The following is a 19376-nucleotide window of genomic DNA, read 5'->3' as shown; positions in this document are numbered from 1 at the left end:
CCCGGAATGCCCCGTTCCCCCCTCGTCATCGCCCTGCTCGCCCTGGGCCTCGCCGCCTGCAGCCCGCAGGACCCGCAACAGCGCACCAGCGCCGCCCTGGTCGACGGCGTGCTGCTGCCGGCCTACAGCGCCTGGCACCAGTCCAACCAGCAGCTGGCCGAGAGCGCCAAGGCGTTCTGCGCCGGCAAACAGGAGCTGGGCGCCGCGCAGCAGGCGTTCCTCACCGACGTCGCCAGCTGGGCCGCCCTGCAGCCGCTGCTGCTCGGCCCGCTGGCCGAAGGCAACCGGGCCTGGCAGGTGCAGTTCTGGCCGGACAAGAAGAACCTGGTGCAGCGCCAGGTGGAAACCCTGCTGAAGAACAAGCCGCAGCTGACCCAGGCCGACGTGGAGAAGGCCAGCGTGGTGGTACAGGGCCTGACCGCCTATGAATACGTGCTGTTCGATGCGGGCATCGATCTCTCCGATGCCGCGCAGAAGACCCGTTACTGCCCGCTGCTGAGCGCCATCGGCGAGCACCAGCAGAAGCTCTCCGCCGACGTCCTCGGCCAGTGGCAGGCGGAAGGCGGCATGGCCGCCCAGCTCAAGGAGTTCCCCAACGCCCGCTATGCCGAGGCACCCGAGGCCATGGCCGAGCTGCTGCGCGCCCAGGTCAACGCCATCGACGGCCTAAAGAAGAAGCTCGGCGCCGCCCTCGGCCGCCAGAGCAAGGGCGTGCCGCAGCCTTACCAGGCCGAGTTCTGGCGCAGCAATGCCAGTCTGGCCAGCCTCGCCGCCAGTGTCGCCAGCGCCGAGCGCCTGTGGCTGGGCGGCAACAAGGACGGCGTGCGCAGCCTGCTCGGCGACGACCAGCAGGCCCTGGCCACCAGCATCGACCAGCAGTACGCCAGCACCCGTCAGCATCTGGCCGCGCTGCAGCGCCCGCTCGGCGAACTGCTCGCCGACGGGGCCGGGCGTGCCGAGCTGAACGCCTTCTATGACGAACTCAACAAGCTGCACCGCCTGCAGGGCAGCGAACTGGCCAAGGCCCTCGGCGTGCAGCTGGGCTTCAATGCCCACGACGGTGATTGAATGAAGCGCAGAGCCTTTCTCGGCCTAAGCGGCCTGGCCCTGGCCGCCGGCGCCCTGACTACCAGCGCCCTGGGCGGCTGGAAGCTGATCGGCCACGGTCCGCAACCGCTGCTGCTGTCGGCCCGTGACGACGCCGACGGCCACCACTACGCCGTGGGCTATCGCCTGGACGGCAGCAAGGCCTTCGCCACCCGGGTGACCGAACGCTGCCATGACGTGGTGCCGCACCCCAGCCTGCCGCTGGCGGTGTTCGTCGGCCGCCGGCCGAGCCGCGAGAGCTATCTGATCGATACTCGCGACGGCCGCCTGCTGCAGACCCTGGCCTCGCCGGCCGAGCGTCACTTCTATGGCCACGGCGTGTTCCACAAGGACGGCGAGTGGTTCTACAGCACCGAGAACGACACCAGCCAGCCCGGCCGCGGCGTGCTCGGCGTGTACCGCCTGCAGGGCGAGCGCCTGGAACGGGTCGCCGAACGCAGCACCCACGGCCTGGGCCCGCACCAGCTGCTGTGGCTGCCCGGTGGCGAGGAACTGGTGGTGGCCAACGGCGGCATCCGCACCGAGGCCGACAGCCGGGTGATGATGAACCTCGACGCCATGGAGCCGAGCCTGGTGCTGATGCACCGCGACGGCACGCTGATCAGCAAGGAGCAGCTGCCCGAGCGGATGAACAGCGTGCGCCACCTGGCCGTGGCCGCGGACGGCACCATCGTCTCCGGCCAGCAGTACGAAGGCGATCCGCAGGATGCCGCGCCGCTGCTGGCGATCAAGCGCCCCGGCCAGCCCTTCCAGCCCTTCCCCCTGGGCGAGGCGCAGCGCCTGGTGATGAACCAGTACACCGCCAGCCTGGCGATCCACGACGAGCTGCGCCTGCTGGCGCTGACCGCACCGCGCGGCAACCGCTTCTTTATCTGGAACCTGGACAGCACCGAGCTGCTGCTGGATGCGCCGCTGCCGGATTGCGCCGGCGTCGGTGCGGTGGCCGACGGCTTCGTGGTCACCTCCGGTCAGGGCCGCTGCCGCCTGTTCGACTGCCGCGGCGAGCAGATCGCCGTGCGCCCGCTGGCATTGCCGGCGGGGCTGTGGGACAACCATCTGCGCCTGGCCTGAAATAGCCGTGCAGGCTAAAGGCCAGCGTGGCGCGGCCGACCTATACTGCACGTTGCACTCGCGCCGGATTTCCGGCCGTTGCCGCCGGCTCTTCATGGCCGGGTGATAGGGATATCCGCAGTTCCGGTGCCCGCTTGGGCGCCGGGGGCAACCACCCCGAAGAGGCGAATCCCCATGTTCCTGCAAAAATCCCTGCGCGCGCAGATCCTCGCGCTGCTCGGCGGCAGCCTGGCGCTGATCCTGATCACCGCCCTGGCGTGCTTCAGCTTCCTCTCCAGCGGCATGCATGCCTACCGCGGCCTGCTCGACGGCCCGCTGCAGGCTGCCCAGTTGATCGACTCGGCCAACGTCGAATTCAAGATCCAGGTGCAGGAGTGGAAGAACGTCCTGCTACGCGGCCAGGAGCAAGCCAATCTGGACAAGCACTGGGGCCAGTTCGAGGCCCAGGAACGCAAGGTCCAGGACATCCTCGGCGAGCTGTCCCAGCAGGCCAGGGACGATGCCGCGCTCAAGGGCCAGGTGGATCGCCTGCGCAGCGAGCACCAGACCCTCGGCGCCAACTACCGCAAGGGACGCGACGCCTTCGTCGCTGCCGGCGGTGACGCCAAGGCCGGCGATGCCGCGGTCAAGGGCATAGACCGCGCCGCCAGCGAGCAGATGAGCACCCTGGTCAAGCAGCTGCGCGAGCAGAGCATTCAGCAGGCCGAACAGATCAACGCCAGCGCCGACCGCACCATCACCCTCGGCACCCTGGTCATGCTCGCCGCCAGCGTGGTGATCGCCCTGTTCAGCCTGTGGCTGGTCAACCGCCACCTGATCATCCCGATCCGCCACCTGATCACCCATGTCGACCAGCTCAGCCATGGGCGCTTCGGCCAGAAGGTGGAAGTGCTGCGCAAGGACGAGCTGGGCATGCTGGCCAGGGCGGCCAACACCCTGCGCGACTTCCTCGCCAGCACCACCGAGAGCCTGCGCCTGAGCAGCGGCAACCTGAACACCGCCAGCGGCGAGCTGAACCAGATCGCCTCGCGCATGACCCTGGGCATCAACGAGCAGTTCGAGCGCACCGACCAGGTCGCCACCGCCATGCACGAAATGTCCTCCACCGCCCAGGAAGTGGCGCGCCACGCCGCCGAGGCCGCGCACGCCGCCGACGACGCCGACAGCTCGGCACGCCAGGGCGGCAAGGTGATGGAGTCGACCATCCAGACCATCACCGGCATGCGCGGCGAGATCGCCAACACCGCCGAGGTGATCCGCCGCCTGGAGAGCGACAGCGGGCGCATCGGCAAGGTGCTGGAAGTGATCCGCGGCATCGCCGAGCAGACCAACCTCTTGGCCCTCAACGCCGCCATCGAGGCCGCGCGCGCCGGCGAGCAGGGCCGCGGCTTCGCCGTGGTCGCCGACGAGGTGCGCACCCTGGCCCAGCGCACCGCCGAGTCCACCGCCGAGATCAACCAGATCATCGACACCGTGCAGACCGGCGCACTCAATGCCGTGCGCGCCATCGAGAGCGGGCAGAATCGCAGCGAGGAAGGCGTGACCCAGGTGACCGAGGCCGGCGCCATGCTGCAGCGCATCACCGGTGCGGTGGAGGCGATCCGCGACATGAACCGGCAGATCGCCACCGCTGCCGAAGAGCAGACCTCGGTGGCCGAGGACATCTCGCGCAACCTCACCGAGATCACCGCCATCGCCAGCTCCAACCAGGAGAACGTCGAGCGCACCCAGGCCGCCAGCCATACACTGCGCAGCCTGTCCGGCGAGCTCAGTGAAGTGACCCAGCGCCTGGGCGCCTGATGCGCCCAATCGGTACAGGGAAGTACCGATTTCCCGGCCATCTGTGCGGTTTGCGCGCCGCCGTGTTGCGCGACAATAGCGGCGCAATCTTTTGCAAACGCCAGGCTTTTGACTTGATGGTCAAGTAGCACTAAGGTGCCACCTTCGCCATTCCAGGCCCTCCCCGCCTCGCCAAGGATTCGGAATATGTTGCTCCGCCGCATGCTCATCATGCTGGGCGTAGTACTCGTCGTGGTGCTCGCCCTCGCCGCCTACAAAGGCTTCTCCATCTACCAGCAGATCCAGATGTTCTCCGGACCACAGCCGGCCATCAGCGTGTCTGCCGCCGTCTCCGAGGAAAGACCCTGGCAGAGCCGCCTGCCGGCCATCGGCACGCTCAAGGCGTTCCAGGGCGTGGACCTGACGTCCGAGGTGCAGGGCACGGTCAAGGAGGTGCTGTTCCAGTCCGGCGAGAAGGTCACCGTCGGCCAGCCGCTGCTGCAGCTGGACAGCGAGGTGGAGCGCGCCATCCTGTCCACCGCCGAGGCGGTACGCGCCCTGGCCCGCGTCGAGTACCAGCGCGGGCAGGACCTGATCAAGCGCCAGGCCATCTCCAAGAGCGAGTTCGACCGCCTCAACGCCGAGCTGCTCAAGGCCGAGGCCAGCGTCTCCCAGCTCAAGGCCGAGCTGGACAAGAAGCGCATCCTCGCGCCGTTCGCCGGCACCATCGGCATTCGCCAGGTGGACACTGGCGCCTACCTGAGCCCGGGCAGCTACTTCGCTACCCTGCAGGACCTGTCCAAGCTGTACGTCGACTTCTTCCTGCCCGAGCAGGACTTCCCGCAGCTGGCCATCGGCCAACGCGTGCGCCTGTCGGTCGCCGCCTACCCCGGTGAAGTCTTCGAAGGCGAGATCGGCGCTCTCAACCCCAAGGTCGAGGAAAACACCCGCAACGTGCAGATCCGCGCCACGCTGCCGAACCCGGACAACAATCTGCTGCCGGGCATGTTCGCCAATCTCGAGGTACTGCTGCCGGGCGAGAAGAACCAGGTCGTGGTACCGGAAACCGCCATCACCTACACCCTGTACGGAAACTCGGTGTACGTGATCGGCGAGAAGAAGGACGACAAAGGTGCCGTGGTCAAAGACGACAAGGGCCAGGCCCAACTGGTGGTCGAACGCCGCTTCGTCGAGACCGGCGAGCGCCGCGATGGCGTGGTGCTGGTGCTCAAGGGCCTGAAGGCCGGCGAGCGCGTGGTCACCGCCGGCCAGCTCAAGCTGGACAACGGCGCCCATGTGGCCATCGTCGATGATCAGTCGCTGACCCAGGACAACCAAGCCAGCGTCGAGAAGTAAGGCTCGACGCCAAGGAACCCGTTATGGCTTTCACAGATCCGTTCATCCGGCGCCCGGTCCTGGCGACCGTGGTCAGCCTGCTGATCATCCTGCTGGGCTTCCAGGCCTTCAGCAAACTGGTGATCCGCCAGTACCCGCAGATGGAAAACGCCCTGATCACGGTGGCCACCGCCTACCCCGGCGCCAACGCCGAGACCATTCAGGGCTACATCACCCAGCCGCTGCAGCAGAGCCTGGCCAGTGCCGAAGGCATCGACTACATGACGTCGTCGAGCCAGCAGAACCTCTCCACCATCTCCATCTACGCGCGTATCGGCGCGGATACCGACCGCCTGTTCACCGAGCTGCTTGCCAAGGCCAACGAGGTGAAGAACCAGCTGCCGCAGGATGCCGAAGACCCGGTACTGTCCAAGGAAGCGGCCGACGCCTCGGCGCTGATGTACGTCAGCTTCTACAGCGACGAGCTGTCCAACCCGCAGATCACCGACTACCTGTCGCGGGTGATCCAGCCCAAGCTGGCCACCCTGCCCGGCATGGCCGAAGCCGAGATCCTCGGCAACCAGGTGTTCGCCATGCGCCTGTGGCTGGACCCGGTGAAGATGGCCGCCTACGGCATCACCGCGACCGATGTGACCGACGCCGTGCAGCGCTACAACTTCCTCGCCGCCGCCGGCGAGGTGAAGGGCCAGTACGTGGTCACCAGCATCAACGCCACCACCGACCTCAAGTCGGCCGAGGCCTTCGCCGCCATTCCGGTGAAGACCTCCGGTGACAGCCGCGTGCTGGTGCGCGACATCGCCCGGGTGGAGATGGGCGCCGAGAACTACGACTCGATCAGCTCCTTCGACGGCATCCCCTCCGTGTACATCGCCATCAAAGGCACGCCCAGCGCCAACCCGCTGGACGTGATCAAGCACGTGCGCGGCATCCTGCCGGAGCTGGAGTCGCAGCTGCCGCCGAACCTCAAGGTGTCCATCGCCTACGACGCCACCGAGTTCATCCGCGCGTCCATCGAGGAGGTGGTGAAGACCCTGGGCGAGGCGGTGCTGATCGTCATCGTGGTGGTGTTCCTGTTCCTCGGCGCGTTCCGCTCGGTACTGATCCCGGTGATCACCATCCCGCTGTCGATGATCGGCGTGCTGTTCTTCATGCAGCTGATGGGCTACTCGATCAACCTGCTGACGCTGCTGGCGATGGTCCTGGCCATCGGCCTGGTGGTGGACGACGCCATCGTGGTGGTGGAGAACATCCACCGTCATATCGAAGAGGGCAAGACGCCATTCGATGCCGCCATCGAGGGCGCCCGCGAGATCGCCGTGCCGGTGATCTCGATGACCATCACCCTGGCCGCGGTGTACGCCCCCATCGGCTTCCTCGAGGGCCTGACCGGCGCGCTGTTCAAGGAATTCGCCCTGACCCTGGCCGGCGCGGTGATCATCTCCGGCGTGGTCGCCCTGACCCTGTCGCCGATGATGTGCTCCAGGCTGCTGCGCCACGAGGAGAACCCCACGGGGCTGGCGCACAAGCTGGACATGGCCTTCGACAAGCTCAAGCGCCGCTACCAGAAGGCCCTGCACGGCACGCTCAACACCCGCCCGGTAGTGGTGGTGTTCGGCATCATCGTCATGTGCCTGATTCCGGTGCTGCTCAGCTTCACCAAGAGCGAGCTGGCGCCCGAGGAAGACCAGGGCATCGTGTTCCTGTTCGCCAACGCGCCGCAGCCGACCAACCTGAACTACATCAACGCCTACACCGACCAGTTCGTGAAGATCTTCAAGGAGTTCCCCGAGTACTACTCGTCCTTCCAGATCAACGGCTTCGACGGCGTGCAGTCCGGTATCGGCGGCTTCCTGCTGACCCCCTGGAGCGAGCGCGAGCGCACCCAGATGGAGCTGCTGCCGATCGTCCAGCACCGCCTCAACGATATCCCCGGCCTGCAGATCTTCGGCTTCAACCTACCGTCCCTGCCGGGTACCGGCGAGGGCCTGCCGTTCCAGTTCGTGATCAACACGCCGAACGACTACGAGTCGCTGCTGCAGGTGACCGAGAAGATCAAGCAGGAGGCGCTGGCGTCCGGCAAGTTCGCCTTCCTCAACGTCGACCTGGCGTTCGACAAGCCCGAAGTGGTGGTCGATATCGACCGCGCCAAGGCGGCGCAGATGGGCGTGTCCATGCAGGACCTGGGTGCCACCCTGGCCATCCTGCTCGGCGAGGGCGAGGTCAACCGCTTCACCATCGACGGGCGCAGCTACAAGGTGATCGCCCAGGTCGAGCGCGCCTACCGCGACAACCCGAGCTGGCTGAGCAATTACCACGTGAAGAGCGAGAGCGGGCAGATGGTGCCGCTGGCCACCCTGATCAAGGTCAGCGACCGCGCGCGGCCGACCAAGCTCAAGCAGTTCCAGCAGCTCAACGCGGCGATCATCGAGGGCGTGCCGATCGTCAGCATGGGTGAGGCGGTGGACACCGTGGCGCAGATCGCGCAGAAGGAGGCGCCGCGCGGCTACACCTTCGACTACGCCGGCGCCTCGCGCCAGTACATCCAGGAGGGCAGTGCGCTGGTCGTCACCTTCGCCCTGGCCCTGGCCATCATCTTCCTGGTGCTGGCGGCGCAGTTCGAGAGCTTCCGCGACCCGCTGGTGATCCTGGTCACCGTGCCGCTGTCGATCTGTGGCGCGCTGATCCCGATCTTCCTCGGCTTCTCCAGCATGAATATCTACACCCAGGTGGGCCTGGTGACGCTGATCGGCCTGATCAGCAAGCACGGCATCCTGATCGTCGAGTTCGCCAACCAGCTGCGCCACGACAAGGGCCTGTCGGTACGCGAGGCAATCGAGGAAGCCGCGTCGATCCGCCTGCGCCCGGTACTGATGACCACCGCAGCCATGGTCTTCGGCATGGTGCCACTGATCCTCGCCACCGGGGCCGGTGCAGTGAGCCGCTACGACATCGGCCTGGTGATCGCCACCGGCATGTCCATCGGCACCCTGTTCACCCTGTTCGTGCTGCCCTGCGTCTACACCCTGCTGGCCAGCCCGGACAAGGCGCCGGCATCCTCGAGGACAGTAGCAAGCTGAAAGAGGTCAGTGGCACTACCTCACCGCCTAACGCGACTGCACCAGGCTGAGCACCTCGGCACTCTGCTGCGGGCGCTGCGCCAGGAAGCGGGTGCAGCTGACACGCAGGAAGGAGGCGAAGTTGACCACTTCGCCGCGGTAGTCCATGACCTCCTCGTACAGCTTGGTGATCAGCTGGTTGGTGGTCATGCCGTCGACCTCGGCGATCTCGCGCAGGATGTCCCAGAACTGATTTTCTAAACGCAGGGTGGTGACCACCCCGCGGATGCGCAGGGAGCGCGAGCGCGACTCGTAGAGGATCGGATCGGCCTTTACATACAGCTCGCACATACCCTGCTCTCCTCTCTCAGCCCAGTACTTTCAGAAACGCCGCCAGCCAGGCCGGATGCGCCGGCCAAGCCGGGGCGGTAACCAGGTTGCCGTCGACGTGCACGCCATCCATCGGCACCTCCACGTACTCGCCACCGGCCAGGCGCACTTCCGGCGCGCAGGCCGGGTAGGCGCTGCAGCCACGGCCCTTGAGCACGTCGGCGGCGGCCAGCAGCTGGGCGCCGTGGCACACCGCGGCAATCGGCTTGCCGGCCTTGGCGAAGGCCTGCACCAGGGCGATTACCTCGGCATTCAGGCGCAGGTATTCGGGAGCACGGCCACCGGGAATCAGCAGGCCGTCATAAGCGCTCTCGGAGGCCCTGGCGAAGTCGAAGTTGAGGGCGAAGTTGTGGCCCGGCTTCTCGCTGTAGGTCTGGTCGCCCTCGAAGTCGTGGATGGCGGTGCGCACGGTCTGCCCGGCGCTCTTGCCGGGGCATACCGCATGCACGGCGTGGCCGACCATCTGCAGGGCCTGGAACGGCACCATGGTCTCGTAGTCTTCGACGTAATCGCCGACCAGCATCAGGATCTTCTTCGCCGCCATGGCAGTTGCCTCCTCTGGGTGAATGTGGCGCCAGTCTGCGCCGCCTCGCCCACTTCAGGGTAACAGCTGGCTACTACAGGGCCATGATTCGCCCATGAAAAAGCCCCGCACTGGGCGGGGCTCTTCATTGCAGCAATGCCTTACAGCGGTTTGCCGCGATTGCCGTGGGCGGCGACGAACTGCTGCACGGTCTGCAGGTCGTTGGCCAGCACGGTGCAGCGCTCGTCGCGCTGGAACAGGTCGGTCAGGTGCGGCGGCAGTGCCGGAACCGCGTCGATGCCGGCCTTCTCCACCGCTTCCGGGAACTTGACCGGGTGCGCGGTGCCCAGGGTGACCATCGGCACGGCCAGGCTGCGACGGCACTCGCGCGCGGCACGCACGCCGATGGCGGTGTGCGGGTCGAGCAGCTCGCCGCACTCCTGGTACACCTCGGCGATGGTCTCGCAGGTCTGCTCGTCGTTGACGGCCAGGGAGTCGAACAGCTTGCGCGCCTCGGTCCAGCGGTCTTCCTCGACGCTGAAGCCGCCGCCCTGCTTGAAGGTGTCCATCAGGCCGGCGATGGCCGCGCCGTTGCGGCCGTGCAGGTCGAACAGCAGGCGCTCGAAGTTGGACGAGACCATGATGTCCATCGACGGCGACAGGGTCGGGTGCAGGGTGTCCTTGACGTACTGATTGCCGCTCATGAAGCGGTGCAGGATGTCGTTGCGGTTGGTGGCGACGATCAGCTGGCTGATCGGCAGACCCATGTTGCGCGCCAGGTAGCCGGCGAAGATGTCGCCGAAGTTGCCGGTCGGCACCGAGAAGGCGATGGAACGGGCCGGACCGCCCAGCTGCAAGGCCGCGTGGAAGTAGTAGACGATCTGGGCCATGATCCGCGCCCAGTTGATCGAGTTGACTGCCACCAGACGGGTGCCCTTGAGGAAGCCCTGATCGGCGAAGCTGGCCTTGACCATCTCCTGGCAGTCGTCGAAGTTGCCTTCGATGGCGATGTTGTGGATGTTCTCGCCGAGGATGGTGGTCATCTGCCGGCGCTGCACCTCGGACACACGGTTGTGCGGGTGCATGATGAAGATGTCGACGTGCTCGCAGGCCTTGCAGCCTTCGATGGCGGCCGAGCCGGTGTCACCGGAGGTGGCGCCCATGATCACCACGCGCTCGCCACGCTTGCTCAGCACGTGGTCGAGCAGGCGGCCGAGCAGTTGCAGGGCGAAGTCCTTGAAGGCCAGGGTCGGGCCGTGGAACAGCTCCAGCACCCACTCGTTGCCGTTGAGCTGGCGCAGCGGCGCCACGGCGTTGTGGGCGAACACGCCGTAGGTTTCTTCGAGGATCTTCTTGAAGTCGGCGTCGGCGATGCTGCCGGCGACGAACGGGCGCATCACGCGGAAGGCCAGCTCGTGGTACGGCAGGCCGGCCCAGGAAGCGATCTCATCCTGGGTGAAGCGCGGCAGGTTTTCCGGTACGTAGAGGCCGCCATCGCTGGCCAGACCGGCGAGCAGGACATCTTCGAAGTTGAGGGCCGGGGCTTGGCCGCGGGTGCTGATATAACGCATGACTTTCTACCTCAGACCAGTTGCTCGACGCGGATACGCACGACTTTGCCGACCACATCGGCCAGCCCTTCGAGGGCGGCGATGGCGTCGTCGATACGCGACTCGACGACCCGATGGGTAACCAGGATCATCGGCACCAGACCGTCGTGCTCTTCGGCCTCTTTCTGCATGATCGATTCGATGTTGATGCCGCGCTCCGACAGGATGCTCGCCACCTGAGCCAGCACGCCCGGATGGTCCTTGGCCTGGATGCGCAGGTAGTAGGCGCTCTCGCACTCGGCGATCGGCAGGATCGGGTGGTCAGACAGCGAGTCCGGCTGGAAGGCCAGGTGCGGCACGCGGTTGGTCGGGTCGCTAGTCATGGCGCGAACCACATCGACCAGGTCGGCGACCACGGACGAGGCGGTCGGCTCCATGCCGGCACCGGCGCCATAGAACAGGGTGCTGCCGGCGGCATCGCCGTTGACCATCACCGCGTTCATCACGCCGTTGACGTTGGCGATCAGACGGTCGGCCGGGATCAGGGCCGGATGCACGCGCAGCTCGATGCCGGCCTCGGTGCGACGGGCCACGCCGAGGTGCTTGATGCGGTAGCCCAGGGCCTCGGCGTAGTTCACGTCGGCGCTGGTCAGCTTGCTGATGCCCTCGGTGTAGGCCTTGTCGAACTGCAGCGGAATGCCGAAGGCGATGGAAGCGAGGATGGTCAGCTTGTGAGCGGCGTCGATGCCTTCGACGTCGAAGGTCGGATCGGCCTCGGCGTAGCCCAGGGCCTGGGCTTCCTTCAGCACGTCGGCGAAGGCACGGCCTTTCTCGCGCATCTCGGTGAGGATGAAGTTGCCGGTGCCGTTGATGATGCCGGCCAGCCAGTTGATGCGGTTGGCAGCCAGGCCCTCGCGGATCGCCTTGATCACCGGGATACCACCGGCCACGGCGGCCTCGAAGGCGACGATGACGCCCTTCTCGCGGGCCTTGGCAAAGATCTCGTTGCCGTGCACGGCGATCAGCGCCTTGTTGGCGGTGACCACGTGCTTGCCGTTCTCGATGGCCTTGAGCACCAGCTCATGGGCCAGGGTATAGCCACCGATCAGCTCGATGACCACGTCGATTTCCGGGTTGTTGGCCACGTCGAAGATGTCGGCGGTGATGGGGGTGGCACCGGTTTCACACTTCGGGTTGGGGCGACGAGCGGCAATCTGCGCGACTTCGATTCCACGCCCGGCACGGCGGGCAATCTCCTCGGCGTTGCGTTTGAGTACATTGAAGGTACCGCCACCGACGGTACCCAACCCACAGATGCCCACTTTCACCGGTTTCACGTTGTTTTCCCCATCTGCCTACACGAAACGGCCGGGGCGAGCCCCGGCCGCACAAAAGAGCCGCACTTTACGAAGCGCCAGACCCCAGGTCAATCGGGCCGAGGGCCCGATTACTTGGCCTCCAGGGCAGCTTTCGCCAGCTCGGGGGCTGGCTGATAGCCCGGTATCAGCTCGCCGTTGCCCATGACGATGGCCGGAGTGCCATTGACGCCGATCATCTGACCCAGCTCGTACTGCTTGGCCACCGGGTTGTCACAGGTAGCCGCCGGCAGTTCCTGGCGGGACTTGGCCTGGTTCATGGCCGCCTGGCGATCCTTGGCGCACCAGACGCTGACCAGGCTGTTGTAGCCATGACTGCCGAGACCCTGGCGCGGGAACGCCACGTAACGCACCTCGATGCCACGACGGTTGAGCTCCGGCACTTCGCTGTGCAGTTTCTGGCAGTAGCCGCAGTCGGTATCGGTGAACACCGTGATATGCGCCTTGGCCGGCTCCTTGGGCGAGAACACCACCATCTCGCTGGTAGGAATGCTGTTGATTTCCTTGGCCACGCCCTTGCTCTCGGCCTGGCGGGTCAGGTTGACGGCATCGTCACCCTTGAACTGATAGAGGTTGCCCTGCATCAGGAACTGGCCGTCGGCACTGGCGTAAAGCAGGCGGCCGCCTTTCAGATGGACCTGATACAGGCCGGTCATCGGGCTCTCGGCAATCGCCTCGATGGGCATATCGGGCTGCAGCTTGGTCAGGGTGGCGCGAATCGCCTGGTCAGGATCGGCGGCGAACGCGACAGAAGCGGCGAGACCCAGAACGGCACCGCCCAGAACACGAATAACGGACATGGAACACTCCTATGACAGTGCTCCCAGCCTACCACAGCACACCCATGCAGCCGACCGCAGACGCTGGGCGGGCATCCCGGGCGGATGGGCGCGTAGAAACGCGCACTACGCAGTATTCAGCAACCGTGATGACATCCCTGTCGAAATACCGTGGCACCACCAATCCCCGGCCCGGCCATCCATGGCCGGTCGTTCGCCTTTGCGACGCAGTGCGTCGCAAGAGGCTCACCCCCTGGGGTGATGCTGGGCATGCAGCTCCTGCAGGCGCGCACGGGCGATATGGGTGTAGATCTGCGTGGTCGACAGGTCGCTATGCCCCAGCAGCATCTGCACCACCCGCAGGTCGGCGCCATGGTTGAGCAGATGGGTGGCGAAGGCGTGGCGCAGGGTATGCGGCGACAACGGCTTGAGAATGCCGGCCACCTTGGCCTGGTGCTTGATGCGATACCAGAAGGTCTGGCGGGTCATCTGCTCGCCACGCAGGCTGGGGAACAGCACATCGCTGGGCCGGCCATCCAGCAGCAGCGGTCGCGCCTCACGCACATAGCGCTCGATCCAGACAATCGCTTCCTCGCCCAGCGGCACCAGGCGCTCCTTGCTGCCCTTGCCGAACACCCGCAGCACGCCCTGGCGCAGGTTGACCTGCTCCAGGGTCAACGACACCAACTCGGTCACCCGCAAGCCACAGGCATACAGCACCTCGAGCATGGCGCGGTCGCGCAGACCGATCGGATCCTCCAGCTCCGGGGCCGCCAGCAGCGCCTCCACATCAGCCTCGGACAGTGACTTGGGCAATGGCCGGCCGAGCTGAGGCAGATCCACCTGCAGCGTCGGGTCTTCGCCGATCAGCCCATCGCGCAGCAGATAGCGGTAGAAACCGCGCAGGCCGGAGAGCAGACGCGCAGTCGAACGGGCCTTGTAGCCCTGCTCCAGGCGCCAGGCCAGGTGATCGAGAATGACCTCGCGTCCGGCGCTTTCAAGCGCCAGGCCACGCTCCTGCAGCCAGGTGTGGAAATGACCGAGATCGCTGCGATAGGCGGAGCGGGTATGCGGCGACAGGCCCTTCTCCAGCCACAGGGCGTCGAGGAAACGGTCAATCAGGTGATGATCCAGAACGGGCATGGGACGGCAGAAAGTCTCGAAGGCAGGACCAGGGCAGTCTTCCATATCCATCAACGCGGCGACCAGTCGGCCCGAAAAGAAAAAGGCGCCCGTAGGCGCCCTTTCTCATGCGAAGTCCGGCAGCACCGGTATCGGTTTCTTGTCCTCGCCGATGGCGACGAAGCTGAACACACCGGTGATGGCCTTCTCCCGACCGCCGCAGTACATGCCCTCGACGAATACCTCGACCTCGACCTTGAGGCTGGTGTTGCCGGCCTTGATCACCCGCCCGACCAGCTCGACGATGGAGCCGGCAGGAATCGCGTGCTTGAAATCGATGCGGTCACTGGAGACGGTCACCAGCGGCAGGCGGCAGAAGCGGGTGGCGGCGATGAACGACACCTCGTCCATCCAGGCCAGGGCGGTGCCGCCGAACAGGGTGTTGTGGTGGTTGGTACTGGGCGGGAACACCGCCTTGGTCACGCGGGTTTCCGACAGCTCGGTACGGCGCTGGATCTCTTGCTCTCTCGGGGTCATGCCACTACTGCTCTGCTGAAGAATGTGGCTGCCTCGTGCTGCGCTGTTGTGCTTGTTGTCACGCTGCCCGTGCGGCAGAAACGCTGAGCCCGTCGATCAACGAACCCATAAACGAAAAAAGCAGCCCGCAGGCTGCTTTCTTCAGGTCGGAAGACCGTCCGATCAGGACAGTTTTTCCTTGATGCGAGCAGCCTTGCCGGACAGATCGCGGAGGTAGTACAGCTTGGCCTTGCGCACGTCGCCGCGGCGCTTGACGCTCAGGCTGTCGATCAGCGGGCTGTAGGTCTGGAAGGTACGCTCTACGCCAACGCCGTTGGAGATTTTGCGTACGGTGAAGGCGCTGTTCAGGCCGCGGTTACGCTTGCCGATGACTACGCCTTCGAAGGCCTGCAGACGGGAACGATCGCCTTCCTTCACTTTCACCTGAACGATGACGGTGTCACCTGGGGCGAAGGCCGGGATTTCTTTGTTCATCTGCTCGGCTTCGAGCATCTGGATAATTTTGTTGGTCATGCTGTGCTCCTAAGACAAACCTGGGTTTGCCATCGATACGTTAACTATCGTCCCGCTGGCGGATGTATTCCTCCAGCAGCTTCTTCTCTTCTCCAGAAAGCGAGCGGCTATCCAGAAGATCGACTCGGCGCTCCCAGGTCCGACCAAGGGACTGTTGGAGGCGCCAGCGCCGGATGTGTTCATGGTTGCCGCTAAGCAGCACGTCCGGAACACGTTTGCCCTCGTACACCTCGGGTCGGGTGTAGTGCGGGCAATCGAGGAGGCCATCGCTGAACGAGTCCTCCTCGGCGGAATCTACATGCCCGAGCGCACCCGGCAGCAACCGCGTTACAGCATCGATCAGCACCATCGCCGGAAGCTCACCGCCGGAGAGGACGTAATCGCCAATCGACCATTCCTCATCGACATGCGCCTCGATGAAGCGCTCGTCGATGCCTTCGTAGCGGCCGGCGATGAGAATCAGCGCCTGCTCGCTAGCCAGTTCACGAACCCCCTGCTGAGTCAGCTGACGGCCCTGCGGCGACAGGTAGATCACCTTCGCTGCTTCCCCGGCATCGGCCTTGGCAGCAGCCAGGGCATCTTCCAGAGGCTTGATCTTCATCACCATGCCGGGGCCGCCACCGAAGGGGCGATCATCCACGGTCTGATGACGGTCGTCGGTGTAATCGCGCAGCTGCCGGCAGTTCAACTGCAGCAGCCCCTGCTTCACCGCACGACTGGTAATGCCGTACTGACTGATGGCGGCGAACATCTCCGGGAAGATGCTGATGACTTCGACACGCATGGCGCTCGCTCAGGCAAGAGCCAGGGGCTCAGAAATCCGCGTCCCAGTCCACCCGCATCTCGCCGGCGGCCAGGTCGACCTGCTGCACGCACTGCTCGGTATAGGGCAGCAGGCGCTCGCGATCATCCAGACTGCCCGGACAGGGCTTGACCACCATCACATCGTTGGCGCCGGTCTCCAGCAGATGATCGAGGCGCCCGAGCAGTTGCCCTTGCAGATCGATCACCTTCAGTCCTTCCAGCTGGTGCCAGTAGAACTCGCCGTCATCCAGGTCGGGCAGCAGTGCACGCGGCACGCAAATGTCGAAACCCGCGAAGGTACGTGCTACCTCGCGGTCATCGAGCCCCTTGAGCTTGGCCACCAGGACTTTGCCCTGGAGGCGACCGCTGACCAGCTCCACCTGCTTGACCTCACCCTCGCGCTTGAGCGTCCAGGGGCTGTAATCGAGCAGGTTGTCGATCGGGTCGGTGAAGGAATAAATCTTCACTTCCCCACGCACGCCGTGCACCGAAGTGATCTTGCCGAGGACGATCAGGTCCTCAGCGGACGGCGTAGCGTTCATATTGCTTAGGCAGCAGCCTTGGCAGCTTCCTTCAGCAGCTGAGCAACGCGCTCAGACGGCTGGGCGCCCTGGCTCAGCCAGTAGGTAGCGCGCTCTTGGTTCACGGAGAGCTTCACTTCGGCACCAGTGGCGACCGGGTTGAAGAAACCGATGCGCTCAACAAAGCGACCATCGCGCGCATTGCGGCTGTTGGTCACGGTCAGGTGGTAGAAGGGGCGCTTCTTGGAGCCGCCACGAGCAAGACGGATGGTTACCATTGAACTTCGTTCCTGTAATCGGTGCTAACTAAAAGGCACACACTTTAATGGGCCTAGGCCCGAAAGGCCGCATATTCTAAGGATTATCCGGCTATTTGCAAATCTCTTTTTCGGGCCACCCATCGGCCCCGGGCTCACAACTTCGGCAGCCCGCCCGGCATCATGCCGCCAAGGCCGCGCATCATCTTGGCCATGCCACCCTTGGCGGTGAATTTCTTCATCATCTTCTGCATCTGCTTGTGCTGCTTGATCAAGCGGCCGACATCCTGCACCTGAGTGCCGGAACCAAGGGCGATGCGGCGCTTGCGCGAGCCACTGATGATTTCCGGATCGCGACGCTCGGAAGGCGTCATGGAGTCGATGATCGCCTCCATCTGCTTGAACTGCTTCTCCGCCGCGCCCTGGGCACCGCCCATCTGCGACAGATTGACCCCGCCGATGGACGGCAGCTTGTCCATCAGGCCGCCGAGGCCCCCCATGTTCTTCATCTGCTGCAGCTGGTCGCGGAAGTCTTCGAGATCGAAGCCCTTGCCCTTCTTCAGCTTCTTGGTGAGCTTCTCGGCCTTCTCACGGTCGAGGGTCTGCTCGGCCTGCTCGATCAGGCTGAGCACGTCGCCCATGCCGAGGATGCGCGAGGCGATGCGGTCCGGGTGGAACGGCTCCAGCGCCTCGCTCTTTTCGCCCATACCGATGAACTTGATCGGCTTGCCGGTGATATGGCGCACGGACAGCGCAGCACCGCCACGGGCGTCACCGTCGACCTTGGTCAGCACCACGCCGGTCAGCGGCAGCGCGTCGCCGAAGGCCTTGGCGGTGTTGGCGGCGTCCTGACCGGTCATGGCATCGACCACGAACAGGGTCTCGGCCGGGTTGATCGCGGCGTGCACGGCCTGGATCTCGGCCATCATCTCGGCATCGATGGCCAGACGGCCGGCGGTGTCGACGATGACCACGTCGATGAACTTCAGCTTGGCCTCGGCGATCGCCGCCTGGGCGATGGCCACCGGCTTCTGGCTGATGTCGGAGGGGAAGAAGGTCACGCCGATGTCGCTGGCCAGGGTTTCCAGCTGCTTGATCGCCGCGGGGCGGTAGACGTCCGCGGACACCACCATCACGGTCTTCTTCTTGCGCTCCTTGAGGAAGCGCGCCAGCTTGCCGGCGGTGGTGGTCTTACCGGCGCCCTGCAGGCCAGCCATCAGCACCACGGCCGGTGGCGTCACGGCCAGGCTGAGGTCTTCGTTGGCCGCGCCCATCAGCTCTTCCAGCTCGGCGCGAACGATCTTCACGAACGCCTGGCCCGGCGTCAGGCTCTTCGACACCTCAGTACCGACCGCACGTTCCTTGACCTTGTTGACGAAGTCCTTGACCACCGGCAGGGCCACGTCGGCCTCGAGCAGGGCCATGCGCACTTCGCGCAAGGTGTCCTTGATGTTGTCCTCGGTCAGCTTGGCCTTGCCGGTGACATGGCGCAGCGTCTGTGACAGGCGGTCGGTTAGGTTTTCGAACATGCGCTTTCCTTTGAGCCGGGGCTTGCAGCAAGCCGCGGAGTATAACCAAGAGGTGGGGCCACCGACACCGCCGGCGGTCTTTCGTGAAATGCGTCTTGTGTGCCACACTCACGGCCTTTCGGGCCCCGCCATACACGGATTTATGCACCCTCTGCTGCCCAGTCTCGCCGCCGCCGGCCTCTATGCCGGCGCCACTTTCTACCAGGGATTGCGCTTCGGCCGCCGCCAGGCTCCGGACAAGCGCCTGCTCGGCCTGCTCGGCGGCCTCGCCCTGATCGCCCACATCTTCAGCCTGGGCATCCAGCTGCTGCCGGGCGCCGGCCTCAATCTGGACTTCTTCAACGCCTCCAGCCTGATCGCCTGCGCGGTAATCGCGCTGATCCTGATCGGCACGACGCGCATCCCGGTGGAGAACCTGCTGCTGCCGCTGTTCCCGCTGGGCGCGCTGACCGTGCTGCTGGCGCAGTTCGCCCCGGCCGGCACCAGCCAGCCGATCAACGAGGAGCCGGGCATTCTCGCCCACATCCTGCTGTCGATCCTGGCCTACGGCCTGCTGACCATCGCCATGTTCCAGTCGCTGCTGCTGTCGCTGCAGGACCACCAGCTCAAGCACAAGCATCCGTCGGGGCTGATCCGCAATTTCCCGCCGCTGCAGACCATGGAGAGCCTGCTGTTCGGCTTCCTCTGGGCAGGCTGGCTGCTGCTGTCGCTGTCGCTGCTGTCCGGCTGGGTGTTCGTCGACAACCTGCTGGCCCAGCACCTGGCGCACAAGACCCTGCTGTCGTGTCTGGCCTGGCTGGTGTTCGCCGTGCTGCTGTGGGGCCGCCACCAGCTCGGCTGGCGCGGGCACAAGGCGATCCGCTGGACCCTGGCCGGCTTCTGCCTGCTGATGCTGGCCTACTTCGGCAGCAAGCTGGTCCGCGAATTCATCCTGCATATCTGACCCCATGACTCTCGCCCCCTACGAGTGGTGGCTCGGCACGCTGATCCTGTTGATCGGCGGCCTGTTGCTGCTGCGCGAACGCAACCTGCTGCCTCTGCCCTTGCGCCGCACCAGCCGCGCAGCCCGTGCCGCCGGCGCGCCGCGGCACGAGCGCCGGCGCGCG

The 19376-nt window shown here is 65.4% G+C and carries 18 protein-coding genes; 6 read left to right on the top strand and 12 right to left on the bottom strand.

Features of this window, described 5'->3' with window-relative positions:
* Nucleotides 1-6: 6 nt before the first annotated feature.
* The 5 genes from FFS62_RS02035 (at nucleotide 7) to FFS62_RS02015 (ending at nucleotide 8390) form a co-directional block, all read left to right on the top strand.
* Entirely contained in the window at nucleotides 7-1068 is a 1062-nt protein-coding gene (locus tag FFS62_RS02035) for an imelysin family protein (RefSeq protein WP_137971142.1), read from the top strand.
* Nucleotides 1069-2178: a DUF1513 domain-containing protein gene (locus tag FFS62_RS02030; RefSeq protein ID WP_137971141.1), complete on the top strand. Its 1110-nt coding sequence runs from the start codon at nucleotides 1069-1071 to the stop codon at nucleotides 2176-2178.
* A gap of 174 nt (nucleotides 2179-2352) precedes the next feature.
* Nucleotides 2353-3978, top strand: a complete 1626-nt coding sequence (locus FFS62_RS02025) for a methyl-accepting chemotaxis protein (protein ID WP_137971140.1) — start codon at nucleotides 2353-2355, stop codon at nucleotides 3976-3978.
* Nucleotides 3979-4164: 186 nt separating this feature from the next.
* Nucleotides 4165-5313, top strand: coding sequence for an efflux RND transporter periplasmic adaptor subunit (locus FFS62_RS02020; protein ID WP_137971139.1), 1149 nt, complete (start codon nucleotides 4165-4167; stop codon nucleotides 5311-5313).
* Between the two features lie 23 nt (nucleotides 5314-5336).
* Nucleotides 5337-8390: a multidrug efflux RND transporter permease subunit gene (locus tag FFS62_RS02015; RefSeq protein WP_137971138.1), complete on the top strand. Its 3054-nt coding sequence runs from the start codon at nucleotides 5337-5339 to the stop codon at nucleotides 8388-8390.
* Nucleotides 8391-8417: 27 nt separating this feature from the next.
* On the opposite strand, the gene FFS62_RS02010 is transcribed toward FFS62_RS02015, so the two are convergent.
* From FFS62_RS02010 to ffh, 12 genes are all read right to left on the bottom strand, one after another.
* Nucleotides 8418-8720, bottom strand: coding sequence for a ribbon-helix-helix domain-containing protein (locus FFS62_RS02010; protein WP_021700295.1), 303 nt, complete (start codon nucleotides 8718-8720; stop codon nucleotides 8418-8420).
* Between the two features lie 16 nt (nucleotides 8721-8736).
* A complete protein-coding gene (locus FFS62_RS02005; RefSeq protein ID WP_137971137.1) occupies nucleotides 8737-9303 on the bottom strand; it encodes a DJ-1/PfpI family protein in 567 nt (188 codons plus the stop codon).
* A 140-nt stretch (nucleotides 9304-9443) separates the two neighbouring features.
* The gene (thrC, locus tag FFS62_RS02000) at nucleotides 9444-10853 is read right to left on the bottom strand and encodes a threonine synthase (RefSeq protein WP_137971136.1); all 1410 of its coding nucleotides are present in this window, start codon (nucleotides 10851-10853) and stop codon (nucleotides 9444-9446) included.
* A gap of 11 nt (nucleotides 10854-10864) precedes the next feature.
* The gene (locus tag FFS62_RS01995) at nucleotides 10865-12169 is read right to left on the bottom strand and encodes a homoserine dehydrogenase (protein ID WP_137971135.1); all 1305 of its coding nucleotides are present in this window, start codon (nucleotides 12167-12169) and stop codon (nucleotides 10865-10867) included.
* 110 nt (nucleotides 12170-12279) lie between these two features.
* A complete protein-coding gene (locus FFS62_RS01990; RefSeq protein ID WP_137971134.1) occupies nucleotides 12280-13008 on the bottom strand; it encodes a thioredoxin fold domain-containing protein in 729 nt (242 codons plus the stop codon).
* A gap of 225 nt (nucleotides 13009-13233) precedes the next feature.
* Nucleotides 13234-14130, bottom strand: coding sequence for a site-specific tyrosine recombinase XerD (xerD, locus tag FFS62_RS01985; protein WP_137971133.1), 897 nt, complete (start codon nucleotides 14128-14130; stop codon nucleotides 13234-13236).
* A 105-nt stretch (nucleotides 14131-14235) separates the two neighbouring features.
* Nucleotides 14236-14646: an acyl-CoA thioesterase gene (locus FFS62_RS01980; RefSeq protein WP_137971132.1), complete on the bottom strand. Its 411-nt coding sequence runs from the start codon at nucleotides 14644-14646 to the stop codon at nucleotides 14236-14238.
* A gap of 162 nt (nucleotides 14647-14808) precedes the next feature.
* On the bottom strand, nucleotides 14809-15159 hold the full coding sequence (rplS, locus tag FFS62_RS01975) for a 50S ribosomal protein L19 (protein ID WP_137971131.1): 351 nt from the start codon (nucleotides 15157-15159) through the stop codon (nucleotides 14809-14811).
* Between the two features lie 40 nt (nucleotides 15160-15199).
* Nucleotides 15200-15943: a tRNA (guanosine(37)-N1)-methyltransferase TrmD gene (trmD, locus tag FFS62_RS01970; protein WP_137971130.1), complete on the bottom strand. Its 744-nt coding sequence runs from the start codon at nucleotides 15941-15943 to the stop codon at nucleotides 15200-15202.
* Nucleotides 15944-15971: 28 nt separating this feature from the next.
* On the bottom strand, nucleotides 15972-16505 hold the full coding sequence (gene rimM / locus FFS62_RS01965) for a ribosome maturation factor RimM (protein WP_137971129.1): 534 nt from the start codon (nucleotides 16503-16505) through the stop codon (nucleotides 15972-15974).
* A gap of 5 nt (nucleotides 16506-16510) precedes the next feature.
* Nucleotides 16511-16762, bottom strand: a complete 252-nt coding sequence (rpsP, locus tag FFS62_RS01960) for a 30S ribosomal protein S16 (protein WP_021700306.1) — start codon at nucleotides 16760-16762, stop codon at nucleotides 16511-16513.
* 134 nt (nucleotides 16763-16896) lie between these two features.
* The gene (ffh, locus tag FFS62_RS01955) at nucleotides 16897-18270 is read right to left on the bottom strand and encodes a signal recognition particle protein (protein ID WP_043308643.1); all 1374 of its coding nucleotides are present in this window, start codon (nucleotides 18268-18270) and stop codon (nucleotides 16897-16899) included.
* Between the two features lie 142 nt (nucleotides 18271-18412).
* Here ffh and FFS62_RS01950 point away from each other — a divergent pair, with 142 nt between their 5' ends.
* Entirely contained in the window at nucleotides 18413-19213 is an 801-nt protein-coding gene (locus FFS62_RS01950) for an inner membrane protein YpjD (RefSeq protein WP_137971128.1), read from the top strand.
* Nucleotides 19214-19376: the final 163 nt, after the last annotated feature.

This window comes from Pseudomonas sp. F(2018) (assembly GCF_005508865.1).
Classification (GTDB): Bacteria; Pseudomonadota; Gammaproteobacteria; order Pseudomonadales; family Pseudomonadaceae; genus Aquipseudomonas.
Note: the sequence above shows the minus strand (reverse complement) of the source record. Positions and strands in the feature narration are given on the sequence as shown.